Source organism: Saccharopolyspora shandongensis (genome assembly GCF_900106995.1).
In the GTDB taxonomy this organism is placed as follows: Bacteria; Actinomycetota; Actinomycetes; order Mycobacteriales; family Pseudonocardiaceae; genus Saccharopolyspora; species Saccharopolyspora shandongensis.
In genome coordinates this window covers 39540-55703 of the sequence record NZ_FNOK01000022.1, presented here as the reverse complement: position 1 = coordinate 55703, position 16164 = coordinate 39540, and the positions used below count along the sequence as shown (strand labels likewise).

Below are 16164 nucleotides of genomic sequence, written 5' to 3'. Positions count from 1 at the left end.
ATCGATCGGCGGGAGGCGCCTTTCCGCGCGTGCTGCGTCAGTTGCGGGCGTCGGCCTTCGCGGCCTCCGCCTTCTCCGCCTCGGCCCACTGCTTCGCGGTGGACTCCGCGTTGTCCACATCGGACTCCGCCGGGGCGGCGTCGTCCTTCGCCGGGGCGTGGGCGCTGCGGACGTCGAGGAGGCGGGCCACCTCGCTGCGGAGGTGGACGAACGTCTCCGACTCGCGGGTCGTGATCTGGTCGCGCTCGTCGCCGAGCGGGATCTCCAGGTCCGCCACGATCGACGCCGGGGACTTCGAGAGCACGAAGACCCGGTCCGCCAGGTAGATGCTCTCGTCGATGTCGTGGGTGACCAGCAGGACCGTGCTGTCGAACTGCTTGCGGACCCGCAGCAGCAGGTCTTCCAGCTCGAAGCGGGTCTGGGCGTCCACCGAGGCGAACGGCTCGTCCATCAGCAGCAGCGCCGGCCGGCAGGCCAGCGCCCGGGCGATCGACACGCGCTGCTGCATGCCGCCGGAGAGCTGCCACGGGTACTTCTTGGCCGCCGCGCTCAGGCCGACCCATTCGAGCACCTCGTCGGCCCGGCTGCGCCGCTCCGCCTTGCTCAAACCCCTGGAGCGAAGCGGGAACTCGACGTTGGACCGCACCGACAGCCAGGGGAACAGCGACCGGCTGTAGTCCTGGAACACGACGGCCAGGTCCTCCGGCACGCCGTTCACCGGGTTGCCGCCCAGCTTGACGTCGCCGGTGGTCGGCTTGATCAGGCCGGAGATGGAGCGCAGCATGGTGGACTTGCCGCAACCGGACGGGCCGACGATGCAGGCGAGTTCGCCGGTGCGCACCTGGAACGTCAGGTCGGCGATGGCCTGGTGGCCGTTTGCGCCGCCGTAGCGGTGCCCGAGCGCGGAGACGTCGAGCATGATCTTGGTTTCAGTCATGGAAGTTCAGCCTCCGACTACTTGGTGCGCCTGCGAGGGTTGCCAGCTCAGCGCGCGGCGCTCCACCACGAGCAGCAGGGTGTTGAGCAGGTATCCGAGGATGCCCAGGAGCACGATGCCCGCCCACATCGCGGGGAAGTCGAACTGCCGCTGGTCGAACATCAGCCGGTAGCCGATGCCGTTGGTGGAGCCGACTAGCTCGGAGACGACCATCAGCACCAGCGCCAGCGACAGGCTCACCCGCAGCCCGGCGAAGATCTTCGGCGTCGCCGCGGGCAGCACCACGCCGAAGATCCAGTGCGCGCGCGGGATGCGGAACGAGCGGGCGGTGTCCACCTTGACCTGGTCGACGGAGCGGACCCCGTCGACGGTGTTCAGCAGGATCGGCCACATCACGCCGAAGACGATCACGGTGATCTGCATCTGCGTGCCGATGCCCAGCAGCACCAGGAAGACCGGCACCAGCACGGGCGGCGGGATGGCCCGCATGAACGCCATCAGCGGCCCGAAGTAGTCCAGCGCGGTGCGGGAGCGGCCGAGCAGGGTGCCCAGCGCGACGCCGAGCACCACGGCGATGACCCAGCCCGCGGCGATCCGCCCGAGGCTGGCCAGCAGGTCGGAGAACGCCTCGTCGGTCAGGAACAGCGACGACGCCGGCCCGCTGAACCACTTCTCCGCGGCCGTGCCGACGATCGTGGTCGGGGTCGGGAAGAACGGGCTCTGCGCGGCGCGGGTGAGCAGCTCCCAGGCCACGATCGCGCCGATGAACACCACCCAGCGCTGCAGGAATCCGCGCATCTTGATCACGCCGCCTCCCGATCGACCGCGCTCCACCGGAGGCCGCGCTTGTGCACCTGTTCCAGCACCTCGTTGATGAGGTAGCCGACGATCCCCGCCACCAGCGTCCCGGCCAGCACCAGGTCCATCCGCCCGGCGCCGGTGCTCGCGTCGAGCACGAAGCTGCCGAGGCCGCTGCCGCCGCCGGCCAGGAACTCGGTGCTGACCACCAGGATCAGCGCCACCGCGGCGGACATCCGGATGCCGGTGAGCACGAACGGCGCCGCGTTCGGCAGCGCCACCGTGAACATGATCCGGCCCCGGCCCAGCCCGAAGGAGCGCGCGGTGTCCACCATCACCGGGTCGATCTCGTCCAACGCGTAGATGGTGTTGAACAGGATCGGCCACACCGCGGCGTAGACCGCGAGCGTGATCTTGGTTTCCGGCCCCGCGCCGACCAGCACGATCGCCAGCGGGATCAGCGCCACCGACGGGATCGGCCGGAGGAACTCGATGATCGCCCGGGTCGCGACCCGGATCCAGCGCACGCTGCCGAGCAGCAGCCCGGCGGGCACCGCGATGGCGATGGAGATGCCCAGCGCGATCGCCCAGGCCAGCACGGTGGCGATCAGGTCGAGGAGGAAGCCGCTATCGCCGAGCAGTTCGGCGAACTGGGCGAGCACTGTGGACGGTGGCGGAAAGTATTGCTGGGGGACGATTTCGGACCGGCTGAAGGCTTCCCACAGAATCAGGAAGCCCACCAGGCCGACCAATCCCCGGAGTGTTTTCGTCATTTCCCCGAGTTCAGCTCTGCGGCGGCGCGAAGATCATGCTCGCCACGTCGATTTCCTTGTCGATGTAACCGAATTCCAGCATCAGCCGCGGAATGCGCTGCAAGCGGGTGGCGTCGGCGCGGGAATTCATCTTCAGCAGCGTGATGATCGCCGCAGTCTCCTTGTCGATCTTGGCGAATTCGGGCAGCAGCGGTTCGATCTTGCTGCGGTCCTGCGCCTCGGTGACGGCGGAGTCCATGGCGCGCTGGAACGCCGCCACGGTCTTGGGGTTCTCCTCGGCGAACTTGGCCGCCGACACGTAGCCGCCCAGCGGCAGGTCCTCCAGCGGCCCGGTGACGGTGTCCACCACCGGGACGGCGCCCGCGTCGCGGGCGGACAGCGTCAGGAACGGCTCGACCACGAACGCCGCGTCGACCTGGTTGGTGCGCAGCGCGTTGGGCATGTTGATGAACCCCAGCGGCATCCACTGGACGCCGTCGTAGTCCACGCCGTTGGCCTTCATCGATGCCTTGACCAGGAGTTCGGAGATGGTGCCGCTGCCGCTGATCGCGATCCGCTTGTCGGCCAGGTCCTGCGGCGTGCGGACGCTGGACTCCGGCGACGCCATGATCATGCAGGTGTTCGGATTGCTCGACGCGCAGTCCGCGACGATCTTCAGCTGTGCGATGCCCTTGGCCTGGGCGGCGAAGATGGGCACGTAGCTGCTGAAGGTGATGTCGTAGTCGCCGCCGATGGTGCTGTTCAGCGCGGTGGCGCCGTCGGGCGCGTTGATGATCTCGACGGTGAGGCCCTCCCGCTGGAAGTGGCCGTTCTTCGCCGCCAGGTGCAGCGGCGCGAGTTCGCTGGTGGGCAGCCCGCCGATCCGCAGGTGCGCCTTCTCCACCTGCGCGTTGCCGCCCTTCTGCTCCTCTGAACCGCCCAGGAGTCCGCAACCGCTGGTGCCCATCAGGGCGCCTGCCGTGACCATCCCGCCGGCGAGTTTCAACAGGTTGCGGCGTGGAAGGGCGCGGGGAAGGGGACTCATCTGGATCCTCCTGGCATCGGGGTGCGGTGCGCGGTGTTCCGTTGTGCCCTGCGCCGGGAGCGGTACGGGTCGGCGTCGATTCCGTTGCCACGGGGTGTTTCTGGTGCGGGGTGGCCGGTCTCGTCGCGATGGTGACCCGGGAGGAAGTGCTGGTGAGCAACGACTCCGGGCACGGTGGTGCCGCGTCCCGGCGGCGGTGCGTCGTTTCTCCCGGTGCGGTGGCGGGTCTTGGTTCCCGAACTGTAGAAGGTCGGATCACATGCGACAACCAGGTGTAATTAGCTCGTTGTCGCGAGTCACTCACATGCGCTGGGTGATTCACGCCACTCAGGTCATGGCCGGCGGCGAATTGTGACGGTGAGCTGAATAGCGCTGGGCAATTCGAGCGAACGAGAAATGTCGTCTGGACCAACGGCGAGCCCGCCGGGCGCGAGCGTTCCGGACCGCCGCGGCGATCCGAGCCGCTCGCGGCGGCGGGACCAGCGAGAACGTCAGGCCTGCGGCGGCGTCGCGATCATGCTGGCGACGTCCAGGTCGGCGGTGATGAAGCCGAAATCCTTCATCAGGCGCGGCACCCGCTGCAGGCGGGTGGCGTCGGCGCGCGAGTTGAACTTCAGCAGCGTGATGATCGCCGCGGTGTCCCTGTCGATCTTGGCGAATTCCGGCAGCAGCGGCTCGATCTTGCTGCGGTCCTGCGCCTCGGCGACGGCGCGGTCCAAGGCACGCTGGAACGCCGCGACGGTCTTCGGGTTCTCCTGGCAGAACTTCGCGGTCGCCCCGTAGCCGGTCAGCGGCAGGTCCTCCAGCGGACCGGTGGCGGTGTCCACCACCGGCACGGCGCCGCTGTTGCGGGCGGCCAGGGTGAGGAAGGGCTCGGTGACGATGGCGGCGTCGACCTGGCCCTGCTGCAGCGCGGCGGGCATGTTGATGAACGGGATCGGCGCCAGCTGCACCTTGCTGTAGTCCACGCCGTGGGCGTGCATGGTGGCCTTGACCAGCAGCTCGGTGATGGTGTTCGGGCCGCTGATCGCGATCTTCTTGCCCGCCAGGTCCTGCGGCAGGTGGACCTTGGAGCCCGGCGAGGTCATGATCATGGTCGTGTTCGACGTGGCCGACGCGCAGTCCGCGACGATCTTCAGGTCCGCGATGCCCTTGGCTTGCGCCTGGAAGAACGGTACGTAGCTGCTGTAGGTGATGTCGTAGTCGCCGCCGATGGTGCTGTTCAGCGCGGCGCTGCCGTCCGGGGCGGTGACGATCTCGACCGTCAGGCCCTCCTGCTGGAAGTAGCCGTTGCGGACGGCCAGGTGCAGCGGGGCGAGGTCGTTGATCGGCAGGGCGCCGACGCGGAGGTTCGCCTTTTCCACCAGCCCGTTTCCGCCGCTTTCCGCCTGCGATCCACCGAGGAGTCCGCAGCCGCTCGTGCCCAGCAGCGCACCAGCGGTGACGGCGCCGCCAGCGAGCTTCAGCAGACTCCTGCGTGGCAGGGAGCGGTGGGCGAGGGCGGGGCTCATCTGTTCCTCCTTGCATTGGGTGCGACGTGGAGCGGCGGCTGCGGCGGTGTCGGTGGCGCAGCTTTGCCGAGACGGCGCGAAGTTCACCCCTCGAGAAGTCCGGGAGGAGCGCAGGTGCACAGTGGACTGAGCCACGAATCGGGCGAGCCCCGCCGGTCGCGTGCGCCGGGGGTGTTTCGGCCCTTGTGCGAAGTTTTACGTCTCCCGGGCTGTGGCGGGGTGCGGGTGCCCATGAACTGTAGAACGTTGAACTAAGCCCGACAACTGGGCGTAACTAGGCACAGGTCACACGGATGGCCCAGTGTTGGTCATACCACTCTCCCGAGTGATGAACTCTCTCTCTGGGGGCCTGACTTGTGACGGCCAGTTAAGTATAGTCTCGCCCGTCGAGGTGACTGGCCTCTGCTTCGGGGGATGCACGTTGTGACCAGGGAGTGTGATGGCAAGCCGGGCTGACAGAGTCTGGGTCGCTGGGGATTTGGCGCGAGCCGGAGAACCACCGACCCGCTTGTGGGTACCTGGCGCCGCCGCGTCGGATCGCGGGCACGTTCCCAGCACGAGGATCAACACTGTCGCGGCGCGGAGAGGCAGCTAGCCGTGGCGGTGCCGCACATGTCCGCCGCAGCGCAGGAAACAGGGATGCTCAACAACGACCCCGCTACCGGAGCCGACGCAGCCACCGAACCGGCTGGCCGGTCCAAGACGTGGTGGCTGCGCAACTGGCGCCTCCGGTACAAGATGGCCGCCGTCCTGCTCGTCCCGACCTTGGCCGCGCTCGGCGTCGGCGGTATCCGGGTGTACGACGGCCTCGCCACCCAGTCCCGGCTGAACACCATCGTCGAGCAGGTCGAACTCGGCCAGCAGGCCTCGAACCTGACGCACGAGCTGCAGCGCGAGCGTGACTTCGCGATCGTGTTCACCACCGCCAACGGCGGCAACGCGGGCGCCGACTACGCCGCGCAGGGTCAGCGCGTCGACGCCGCGGTCCAGCAGCTCCGCGCCTACGACGACCGGGTGGTGGACTTCTCGCCGGAGGTCCGCAGCGCCTACCAGAGCGCGACCCACCGGCTCGACAGCCTCAGCGCCCTGCGCGCCACCATCAACGACCGGTTCACCGGCCCGCAGACGTTGGTCGCCTACAACTCGGTGCTCGACAACCTGCTGCAGATCAACCGGATGATCGCGACCTCTGCGGTCAACACCCAGGTCAGCCAGACCGCCCGGGCCGCCGAGGCGCTCGGCCGGGCCAAGGAGCAGCTGGCCCAGCAGCGCTCGATCCTGCTCAGCGCCGGGCTGCTCAACCGCTTCCTCACCGGGCAGACCGACGCGGTCCGCGCCGCGAACGCCCGCTTCGAGGCCGCCTACGCAGAGTTCGAGAACGCCGCCACGCCCGAACAGCGCGCCCTCTACTCGGCGCGTGTCGCCGGCGCCGAGGTGGACGACTCGGAGCAGATCGAGCAGAGCGCGCTGATCGCGGCCGACCGCAAGCAGCAGTCGCTGGGCATCAACCCGCTGGAGTGGGGCACGCAGTCGGGCAAGCGCACCGACCTGGTCCGCTCGGTGGAGGACTCGGTGCTCGCCGACTTCCACGACGACGCCACCGAGCTCGCCGATTCCGCCTGGTGGTCGGTGGTCCGCGACTCGGCGCTGCTGTTGCTGCTGCTGCTGGTCGCCTTCGGCGTCGCGGCCTACATCGCGCGCTCGATGCTGCGGCCGCTGCGCACCCTCCGCTACGGGGCCCTGGAGATCGCGCAGAAGAGCCTGCCCGAAGCGATCGAGAAGGTGAACGAGAACCCGAGCGCCGCCACTCAGATCACGGTGCCGCCGGTGCCGGTGCACTCCAGCGAGGAGATCGGGCAGGTGGCCCGCACCTTCGACGCGGTGCACCAGCAGGCGCTGCGGCTGGCCGCCGAGCAGGCGCTGCTGCGCACCAACGTCAACGACCTGTTCGTCAACCTGGCGCGCCGCAGCCAGACCCTGGTGCAGCGGCAGCTGGCCCTGATCGACCGGCTGGAGCAGGACGAGCAGGACCCGGACCAGCTGAGCAGCCTGTTCGAGCTGGACCACCTGGCGACCCGCATGCGCCGGAACAACGAGAACCTGCTGATCCTCGGCGGCACCGACCTGACCCGCCGGATGATGCGCCCGGTGCCGCTCAACGAGGTGCTCGGCGCCGCGGTGTCCGAGGTCGAGCAGTACGCGCGGGTCGCCGTGGTCGACGCGCCCGACCTGGCCATCCAGGGCCGCGTGGTCAACGACTTCGTGCACCTGGTCGCCGAGCTGTTGGAGAACGCCACGGTGTTCTCCAACCCGGACACCGAGGTCACCGTCCGGACCGCCTACCGCAGGCAGGAACTCGTCATCGAGATCCGCGACCGCGGCGTGGGCATCGACGCCAGCGAGATCGACGAGATCAACGACCGGCTCACCCGGCCGCCGGAGATCGACGTCGCGGTGTCCCGCCGGATGGGTCTGTTCGTGGTCGGGCAGCTGTCCCGGCGCCACGACATCCGGGTCGAGCTGCACAACAACGACAACCTGGAAGGCGGCGTCACCGCGACGGTGCACCTGGCCGGCGAGCTCGTCGTCCAGCTGACGCCGGACGGCCCGAAGCCGATGCCCGACGTGCCGCGCGCGGCGCTCGCCGAGGAGCGGCGCCAGGAGTTCAGCGAGACCGGCACGCACCTCGGGCTGGCCGCGGCCTTCGGCGGCCGCGCCGCCGGTTCCGACCGCGGGATCGACCCGCCCACCGAGCGCGCGCCGCTGCCGTCGCTGGCCGGCATCGAGCAGGCCACCGCGTTCACGCCGATGCCGCAGCAGGAAGACGAACCGGACGTCGACGACACCGAGCTGTCGACCCAGTACTCGGTGACGGTGTCCAGCGGCGATTCCTTCGGCGCCACCGACGTTCCGGAGTGGGACGACGCGTCGAAGGCGCCCGCGGACGACGTCCACGCCGAGCAGTGGCCGAGCGAGGAGAGCACCGGGGACCGGTTCGCGGATTCCCACGACGGACAGTGCGGGGCACCTGTCGAGCCCACCGGGCCGGCGGACCTGTTCCACAGCCCGTTCGAGGCGGAGAAGACGGCCAACTTCGTGCCGGCCGAATTCCCGGCCGCCGAGCCGTTCGAACCGGCGTACAACGGCAGCGGACTGAACGGATCAGGCTTGAGCGGTGGCCTCTTCGGCACCGCGGACTCCGATGGCGCAACGGACAACGGAACCCGGCAGGAGCCGGCCTCGGTGTCCTGGGCCCGAGGGGGCGGCCCAGTCGAAGGCACCGACGGCCAGGCGCCGGCGTTCGCCGACGACGAGCCGAGAGGGGCCGCCTGGGACATGGACGACGCGCCGACTCAACGTCTGCCTATCTACGAAGCCGTGCTCTCGCAGTGGTTCCGCGAGTCCGATGTGGACGATTCCGCGGCTGCGTCGGCGACCCCGGCCGCGCCGCCGGCCCCGGTCCCGGCCGAAGCGCCGGTCGAGCCGGAGCAGCCCAGCATTCTGGAAGAAACCGTCGTCGACGAGGTGCCGCGCACCAAAACCCCGGATCCCGGCTGGGGTTCGGCCGACGACGGCTGGCGGGCCGCCGAGGCGCTGCTGCAGACCCAGCAGGTCCAGGAGACCACCTCCGCCGGGCTGCCCAAGCGCGTGCCCAAGACGAACCTGGTGCCCGGCTCCGCCGCACCGCGCACCCCGCAGACCCCCCGCCGCAAGCCCGCCACCCCGCGTTCGGCAGACGCCGTGCGCGGCCGGATGGCGAACTTCCAGCAGGGTGTCACACGCGGTAGGCATTCCAAGGCCGAACCGGTTTCCACCGAAACACCCCGCTCGAATCCGAGCCGTCCCGAGGAGCAGGAGTGAACGGGTCCGTGCAGCAACCGACGAGCAGCAACAGCTTCAGCTGGCTGATCACCGACTTCGTGCGTCGCGTCCCCGGCGTGGCGCACTCGGTGGTCGTCTCCGCGGATGGCCTGCTGCTCGCCGGGTCCCAGGGTTTGCCGCGGGACCGAGCCGAGCAGTTGTCCGCTGTCGCCTCCGGGCTGGTCAGCCTCACGCAGGGCGCAGCGCGCTGCTTCGAAGCCGGTGAGGTCACCCAGACCGTGGTCGAGATGGAGCAGGGCTACCTGTTCCTGATGTCCATCAGCGACGGTTCCTGCCTCGCGGTGCTGGCCGCGCCGAACGCCGACATCGGCTTGGTCGCCTACGAGATGACCTTGCTGGTGGAGCGGGTCGGCCGGCAGCTCACGCCGGAACTGCGGGCGCAGCTGCAAGGCATGGTTCGCCGGTGAGTCCGGTTGCGGAACGCTGAGGGGAGCTCGCCATGAACACCGGTTCCGAGCCCAGCTGGGACGGTGACCTGTTCCGCCTCTACAACAAGCGGCTGAGCGCCGATTCCTGGCAGGACGACTTCGTCGACGACGGCGCCGCCGGACAGGGCGGCGAGTCGATCGGCGGGTACGACCGAGCGCTGTTCGGCGGCCCGGGCGCGGACCTGTTCGGCTCCAGCTACAACTCGGTGCCCGAGGTCGCTGGTCCCCCCAGGCCGGCCGACGGCGGGCCGCCTTCGGTGTCGATGCCGTCGATCTCGCAGTCGATGTCGCCGATTTCCCAGTCGATGCCGTCGATTTCCCAGCCGATGTCAGCGATTTCGCAGTCCATGCCGTCGATTTCGGGGTCGATGCCGGCGATCCCGGCCATCGACCCGGAGGAGTCCGACGGCTTCGACGGCGGGTCGTTGGTGCGGCCGTACGCCCGCACGCGCGGGCGCACCCGCACCGATTATGATCTTGCTATCGAGACGCTGGTGACCACCAGCGAACGCGGTCGCACACAGGCGACCCAGACCAGGTCCGAGCACCGGTCGATCTCCGAGTTGTGCCTGGAGGCTCGCTCGGTGGCCGAGGTGGCCGCGCACCTGCGCCTGCCGTTGGGCGTGGTTCGGGTGCTGATCGGCGACATGGCCGACACCGGCCTGGTTCTGATTCATGACAGTGGCATGGTCGTGGGTGATCGGCCGTCCATGGAGTTCTTGGAAAGGGTGCTCAGTGGGCTTCGCAGGCTCTGATCCCCGATCGAATGCGGCCGGCCAGAAGACCTCGACGAAGATCGTGGTCGCCGGTGGTTTCGGGGTCGGGAAGACGACTTTCGTCGGCTCGGTGTCCGAGATCGTGCCGTTGACCACCGAGGCGGTCATGACCGAGGCGAGCGTCGGGGTCGACGACCTCAGCGCGACGCCGGGCAAGGTCACGACCACGGTGGCGATGGACTTCGGCCGGGTTTCGCTTGATTCGGACCTGATCCTCTACCTGTTCGGCACGCCCGGGCAGCACCGGTTCTGGTTCATGTGGGACGACTTGGTGCGCGGCGCGATCGGCGCGGTGGTGCTGGTGGACACCCGGCGACTGGCCGACGCGTTCGCCTCGATCGACTTCTTCGACGACCGCGGCCTGCCCTACATCATCGCGGTGAACACCTTCGACGGCGTGATGCACCACCGCCAGGAGGACATCCGGGAGGCGTTGACGATCGACGCCTCGGTCCCGATGATCACCTGCGACGCCCGGAACCGCGAATCCACCAAGCACGCCCTGATCACCCTGGTGGAGCACGCCATGCGCCAGCGCATGGCCACGGCACGCTGATCTCGCAGCGCTCGTGAGCGTCTTGGACTGCGGCTGAGGCTGTTCGGGATGTCGTCAAGTGGGGTCGCCGTAGGGCGGCGGCGCCTTCCGGACGGTGGAGTCAACGGCCTGTTCGCCTCGCCTATCGAGACGAACAGGCCGTTCGCCTCAACTCCAACGGTGTCCACCGGCCTCGGGCGGATGAGGTGAACGGGCCGTTCACCTCTCCTATCGAGGCGAACGGGCCGTTCACCTCACGTCAGCCAGCGGGGGCGAACCAGTGCGCGGAACGAGTTCTCGCGAGTTCTGGCCTCGGAGCTTTCGGCGTGCTGTCAGCGGATTTCGGCGCCGTACACGCGCTCGACCGCGATCGTGATGAGCACCCTTCGATCGGACACCATCACCGACCGGTACTCGTCCCAGTCCGGGTGCTCCCCGGCGGCCTCGCGGTAGTAGTCCACCAGCGCCTCGACCTCGGGGCCGTGCGGATCGGTGCCCGGCCCGGTGAGCGTCGCGGTGCCCTCGGCGGTGGCCCACGTGAAGCCGTCGGGGCCGGTGACTTCCAGCGCGGCCCGCGGATCCCGGCGCAGGTTCGCCGTCTTGGCCAGCCCCGCCCTCGTCGAGATGCGGATGACCCCGGACTCCTCGTCGTAGGAGGGCATGACGGGGGAGAGCTGCGGGCGGCCGTCCGACTTGATCGTCGCGAGCACGCCGAGCCGGCTCTCCGCGAGCAGCGCGTGTGGGTTGAACGGTGTGGTGGTCACGGTCGAACCTCCGAGAGCTTGCGGAACCGCTCGATCATCGCCGCGCGATCGTCCCCGCGCAGGAGACTCGGCTTCGAACGGTTGGTGGTCACCGCTCGATCATCGACCTTCACATCGGTGTGAGGTCAAGGGGAAGATCAGTCCTCGACGAGTGCGACGGACATGATTCGGTGCAGCGGGAAGTTGCCCACCTCGTCGCTGCTGGTGTCGACGCCTTGCAGGATCCCGCCGCCGACGCGCACCGGCCGCACCACGCGCTGGCTCCGCACTCCGTGCGTGTCGACGAATCCCAGCCACACGCTCCGCTGCTGACGCGCCGCGTCGCGCAGCAGCTGCAGCGTCGCCTCGGCGCTCGGCCGCCCGCGTTCGGGGCTCACGGCGCTGCCGCGCCGCGCCGTGCCCGCCCGGTCGCCGGCTCGCAGCTGCGCCACGAGCTCGCCGAGCTGCTCCGCGCTCGGCGCGGCGATCGCCGCCGGCGGGGCCGAGCGGCTCTTGCCGCGCACGCGCCGCCCGCTCTCCCGGAGGTCGAGCACGTTGCCGTCCGGGCCTTCGGCGACCGGCGCGAACCCGGCCGCGCGCAGCACGGTGACCACGTCGGCCAGCGGCAGCGGGCTGACCAGCACGGTGGGCGCGATGCGGCGGAGTTCGAGTTCCTCGGCTTCGGGCTTGGCCAGGATTTCGGCCAGCAGCAACGGATCGTCGCAGCGCAGGAAGGCCGCGGCGGTGCCCGCGCGGAGCCGGCCGTGGCGGCGCGCGACGTCGTCGATGAGGTAGGTCAGCGACTGCGGGATCGGCGTGCGCGAGCGGGTCCGGAACAGCGCGTGCAGGTCGTCGGCGGTGTAGCCGGCGTCGAGCGCGCGCCGGATGCTGCCGTCGCCGACGCGGTAAACCGTTGCGCTGCCAGCGGATTCGACGTCCGCGATGAGCTTCATCTCGATCGCGAGGTCGGGTTCGAGGCGGCCCGGCGCGACGATGGTGAGGTCGGCCTGCACCAGGACGTGGTCGAGCGGTTCGGGCAGCGCGTCGGCGAGCAGGCGGGCCGCTTCGGCGGCGCCGTCGGCGAGCAGCACGCGTCCGGCGGTGGTCAGCGCGTGCAGCGCCACGACACCGAGAGAGGTCGCTTCGGCGAGCGTCCAACGGACCAGGTCGTCGCGCAGCCGACCGCCGCGGCGCGGCGCGCGCCAGCCGAGCACGGCGGCGACGTCGTCCGGCCGGGCGCCGTACCCGCCGGGCAGTTCGTCGAGGTAGTCGAGGATGCGGCGGCGGTCCTTCGGCGCGAGCGGCCGGCGCAGGTCCTCGGACAGCGGGTTGAGCAGCCGGTCCTTCTCGTCGCGGGCACCGACCAGGCCCGGCAGGCGCGGCAGGTCCAGCCAGGCCTGGGCCAGCGCGGCCCAACGCTGTTCGGGCGGCGAGGCCAGCCAGGTGTCGGACTGGATGGTCGGCACCCACTGCGGTTCCGCGCCCTCGCTGTTGGCGATGAGGTTGGCCGCGACCGCGACCTCCACGAGCAGGCCGAGGAGGTTCTCGTCGACCTCGATGGCCTTGGCGGTGCGGCGCAGGTCGCGCACCCCGACGCCGCCGGAGCGCAGCACGTCCGGCGGCTCCTCGCCCCAGGCGTTCAGCAGCCCTTCGACGTGCCGCAGCAGTTCCAGCGCCGCGCCGCCGGCCGTCTTGTCCACAGTGGATTGATCGGAGCCCGCCAGGTCCGGGATCGGCTCGTCGGGTTCGACCGCGCCCATCGGCCGGTCGCCGCGCACGACCAGCGCGAGCTGGCGCGGCAGCTCGACGGTCTCCGCGTCGCGCCGCAGCAGCAGGCCCTTGGCGAGCAGCCGTTGCACCGGGTTGGTCGCCTGCTCCAGCGGAACCTGCTGGGCCGCGTCCTTGGTGCGGCCGATCGGCGCTCCGCCCGCGAGCTTCTCGACCAACCGCCGCTCTTCCTCGCCGAGCTCGGCCAGCGCGGCCTCCGCGACGGACTCGGTGAGGTCTTCGGCCGGGCGTCCGAGCCCGGCGGGGAAGGTCGGCAGCGCCTCCCGCGCGGCCGAGGGCACGGCGAGCTCCGCGTCCTCGCCCCAAGCCAGCGCGAGGTCGCGCAGCTGCGCGACCGACCGGCGGGCGCGCTCGACCGTGACATCGGAGCCGAGCATCGCGGCGACGGCGTCCAGCGACGCCGGCGCGCCATCGGCGTCGAGCAGCACCAGCGCTTCGAGCGTGGCGAGGGCGAAGGAGTCGAGGTCCTCGCAGGCCCGCGCGACCGACGAGCGCACGCCGAGCCGCGTCGCCAGCACCGAGGTGTCGGCCGGCGGCGGGGTCGCGAGGTCGGGCCGAGCGCGAAGCAGCGCGACCAGCTGTTCGTCGCTGCGCTCCCGCAGCCAATCCGCCAGTGATGACATCGGCTCCACGATACCCAGCCGGGCAGCGGCGGCGGGGCGTCTCGAATACCGGGCGGGCGCCCCGGTGAGAGATGCATCGCACTGGGCCTGCACCCGCAACCGCGATGCTGTGGGGCGCACGTGCCCAAGCCGTCGCGAGCGGCGGAGCCGTTCAGCCCACCCTGGAAACTTGCGCCGCCGCGGGTTCTCAGGTGTCTTCTCGAGAGGACAGCCGCACCGCGACTGGACATACGTGTGTCGGGATCCCGGAAGAAGGCGCCTGAGGTTCCGCCACCTGCACCGTCGCACAGAATCACTGCCGAACGTTGCGCTGCGCACCCTTGGATGAGGTTCTGGGCCGGATCCGGCAAACTGGAAGTGCACCGTAGCCGGAATGCCCAGGAGGAACGACGTGGCCGGCAAGACCAAAAAGGACCGCATTGACCCGTCTTGGCCGAAGGTCGCCGACGGCGAACACCCGGTGAGCGAGCTCCTGTCCGACCTGCAGGGCGCGCTGTCGCCGTACGGCGACAGCAACTTCCCGCTCCGCCAGGACGCCGTTCCCTACGTCCACCCGGTCACGCGCATCAACAAGTGACCCCCCTGCCGGCATCCGCCACAGCGCGGATCGGCGATCGCCCGTAGACCCGCTCCGTCGTGGCCGTGCCGCTTCGGGGCGGGTTTTGTCAAGGGGAACCGGCCGGTAACGGGACCGGACGTCGCTCACACTCGGGAAAGTTTTAGGCTTTTTCGTGCTGGGTGAAGTTCCGGTCGCTTAGCGGGCCCGAAGGGCTTGCATCCCGGATGAGCGATCTGCTGCGGCCCCCGGGCCGCCCGAGGACGGACGCCCGCCAAGTCCATAGCCGATCAGCTCGACAGGGGTGTGCCATGCCGGTTCCAGGTCCGGGTTATTCGATCACCGTTCGCGTCGAGGCCCCGCCGTCGACGACCGCGGCGGGCGACCTGACGAGCGCTATCGGTCGTGCGGGCGGCGTCATCACGGCGTTCGACGTCGTGGAGTCGCACGCCGACCGCATCGTCGTCGACATCACCTGCAACGCGCTGTCGGCCGATCATGCCAACGACCTCGCCGAGGTCCTCGGGACGCTGCCCGGCGTCCGGGTCCGCAAGATCTCCGACCGGACCTTCCTGGTGCACCTCGGCGGCAAGATCGAGGTCAACTCGCGGGTCGCGCTCAACAACCGCGACGACCTCTCCCGCGCGTACACGCCCGGCGTCGCCCGGGTCTGCACCGCGATCGCGGAAAACCCCGAGGACGCGCGCCGCCTGACCATCAAGCGCAACGCCGTCGCGGTGGTCACCGACGGTTCCGCCGTGCTCGGCCTGGGCAACATCGGCCCGGAGGCCGCGCTGCCGGTGATGGAGGGCAAGGCCGCGCTGTTCAAGAAGTTCGCCGGCGTCAACGCCTGGCCGGTCTGCCTGGACACCCAGGACACCGAGGAGATCATCCGCGCCGTCGAGCTGATCGCCCCGGTCTACGGCGGCATCAACCTCGAGGATATCGCCGCGCCGCGCTGCTTCGAGATCGAGGCCCGGCTGCGGGAGAAGCTGAACATCCCGGTCTTCCACGACGACCAGCACGGCACCGCGATCGTGGTGCTGGGCGCGCTGCGCAACGCGCTGCGCGTGGTGAACAAGGACATCGCCGACTGCCGCATCGTGGTGTGCGGTGTCGGCGCCGCCGGTTCGGCGATCATCCGCCTGCTGCAGCACAAGAAGCCGGCCGACATCATCGCCGTCGACATCGACGGCATCGTGCACACCGGGCGCGGCGACACCGACCCGAACCTGCAGTCCATCGCCGCGGGCACCAACAAGGACGGCCGCACCGGCACGCTCTCCGACGCGGTGCGCGAGGCGGACGTGTTCATCGGCGTGTCCGCGCCGAACCTGCTCACCGCGGACGACGTGGCGACGATGAACACCGATTCGATCGTGTTCGCGCTGGCCAACCCGGACCCGGAGATCGACCCGCTGGAGGCGCAGAAGCACGCCACCATCGTGGCGACCGGCCGCAGCGACTACCCGAACCAGATCAACAACGTGCTGGCGTTCCCGGGCGTGTTCCGCGGCCTGCTGGACGCGCACGCGCACAAGATCACCGACGAGATGATGATCGCGGCGTCGAACGCGATCGCCGACGTCGTGGACGGGGACCGGCTCAACGCCTCGTTCATCGTGCCGAGCGTGTTCGACTCGGCGGTGGCCCCGGCGGTCGCGGAAGCGGTGAAGAAGGCGGCGATCGCGTCGAAGGCCGGCGACCCGGAGCCGAACGGCGGCGGATCCTCCATGCCGTGGTCCATGGCCGACGACGTCGACTACTGATCCACCGAGGTGCGGGGCGTC

General features: G+C 69.9%; 13 protein-coding genes. 6 read left to right on the top strand and 7 right to left on the bottom strand.

Features of this window, described 5'->3' with window-relative positions; all coding sequences use genetic code 11:
* Positions 1-37: 37 nt before the first annotated feature.
* From BLW84_RS23140 to BLW84_RS23120, 5 genes are all read right to left on the bottom strand, one after another.
* Positions 38-919 carry an ABC transporter ATP-binding protein gene (locus tag BLW84_RS23140; RefSeq protein WP_093268829.1) on the bottom strand — a complete coding sequence of 294 codons (882 nt, stop codon included), beginning with the start codon at positions 917-919 and terminating at the stop codon, positions 38-40.
* A 24-nt stretch (positions 920-943) separates the two neighbouring features.
* Positions 944-1744, bottom strand: a complete 801-nt coding sequence (locus BLW84_RS23135; protein ID WP_093268827.1) for an ABC transporter permease — start codon at positions 1742-1744, stop codon at positions 944-946.
* A complete protein-coding gene (locus BLW84_RS23130) occupies positions 1741-2508 on the bottom strand; it encodes an ABC transporter permease (RefSeq protein ID WP_093268639.1) in 768 nt (255 codons plus the stop codon). Before BLW84_RS23130 ends, BLW84_RS23135 begins: the two co-directional genes overlap by 4 nt.
* A gap of 10 nt (positions 2509-2518) precedes the next feature.
* On the bottom strand, positions 2519-3532 hold the full coding sequence (locus tag BLW84_RS23125; protein WP_245761324.1) for an ABC transporter substrate-binding protein: 1014 nt from the start codon (positions 3530-3532) through the stop codon (positions 2519-2521).
* A gap of 491 nt (positions 3533-4023) precedes the next feature.
* Positions 4024-5043: an ABC transporter substrate-binding protein gene (locus BLW84_RS23120; protein ID WP_093268633.1), complete on the bottom strand. Its 1020-nt coding sequence runs from the start codon at positions 5041-5043 to the stop codon at positions 4024-4026.
* 612 nt (positions 5044-5655) lie between these two features.
* Between BLW84_RS23120 and BLW84_RS23115 the strand changes: the two genes are divergently transcribed.
* The 4 genes from BLW84_RS23115 to BLW84_RS23100 are packed head-to-tail and all read left to right on the top strand — an operon-like array spanning position 5656 to position 10685.
* Complete coding sequence (locus tag BLW84_RS23115; RefSeq protein ID WP_245761323.1) at positions 5656-8904, top strand: sensor histidine kinase; 3249 nt, start codon at positions 5656-5658, stop codon at positions 8902-8904.
* The gene (locus BLW84_RS23110; RefSeq protein ID WP_093268627.1) at positions 8901-9332 is read left to right on the top strand and encodes a roadblock/LC7 domain-containing protein; all 432 of its coding nucleotides are present in this window, start codon (positions 8901-8903) and stop codon (positions 9330-9332) included. Before BLW84_RS23115 ends, BLW84_RS23110 begins: the two co-directional genes overlap by 4 nt.
* 32 nt (positions 9333-9364) lie before the next feature.
* Positions 9365-10108, top strand: a complete 744-nt coding sequence (locus tag BLW84_RS23105) for a DUF742 domain-containing protein (RefSeq protein ID WP_093268625.1) — start codon at positions 9365-9367, stop codon at positions 10106-10108.
* Positions 10089-10685, top strand: coding sequence for a GTP-binding protein (locus tag BLW84_RS23100; protein ID WP_093268621.1), 597 nt, complete (start codon positions 10089-10091; stop codon positions 10683-10685). The genes BLW84_RS23105 and BLW84_RS23100 overlap by 20 nt, the downstream gene beginning before the upstream one ends.
* Positions 10686-10996: 311 nt before the next feature.
* On the opposite strand, the gene BLW84_RS23095 is transcribed toward BLW84_RS23100, so the two are convergent.
* Positions 10997-11428, bottom strand: coding sequence for a PPOX class F420-dependent oxidoreductase (locus BLW84_RS23095; protein WP_093268618.1), 432 nt, complete (start codon positions 11426-11428; stop codon positions 10997-10999).
* A 137-nt stretch (positions 11429-11565) separates the two neighbouring features.
* Positions 11566-13818 carry a helicase-associated domain-containing protein gene (locus BLW84_RS23090; RefSeq protein ID WP_093268616.1) on the bottom strand — a complete coding sequence of 751 codons (2253 nt, stop codon included), beginning with the start codon at positions 13816-13818 and terminating at the stop codon, positions 11566-11568.
* A 373-nt stretch (positions 13819-14191) separates the two neighbouring features.
* On the opposite strand from BLW84_RS23090, the gene BLW84_RS23085 reads away from it, so the two are divergent.
* On the top strand, positions 14192-14395 hold the full coding sequence (locus BLW84_RS23085) for a hypothetical protein (protein WP_218157436.1): 204 nt from the start codon (positions 14192-14194) through the stop codon (positions 14393-14395).
* Between the two features lie 290 nt (positions 14396-14685).
* Entirely contained in the window at positions 14686-16143 is a 1458-nt protein-coding gene (locus tag BLW84_RS23080) for an NAD-dependent malic enzyme (protein WP_093268611.1), read from the top strand.
* The last annotated feature ends 21 nt before the right edge of the window (positions 16144-16164 follow it).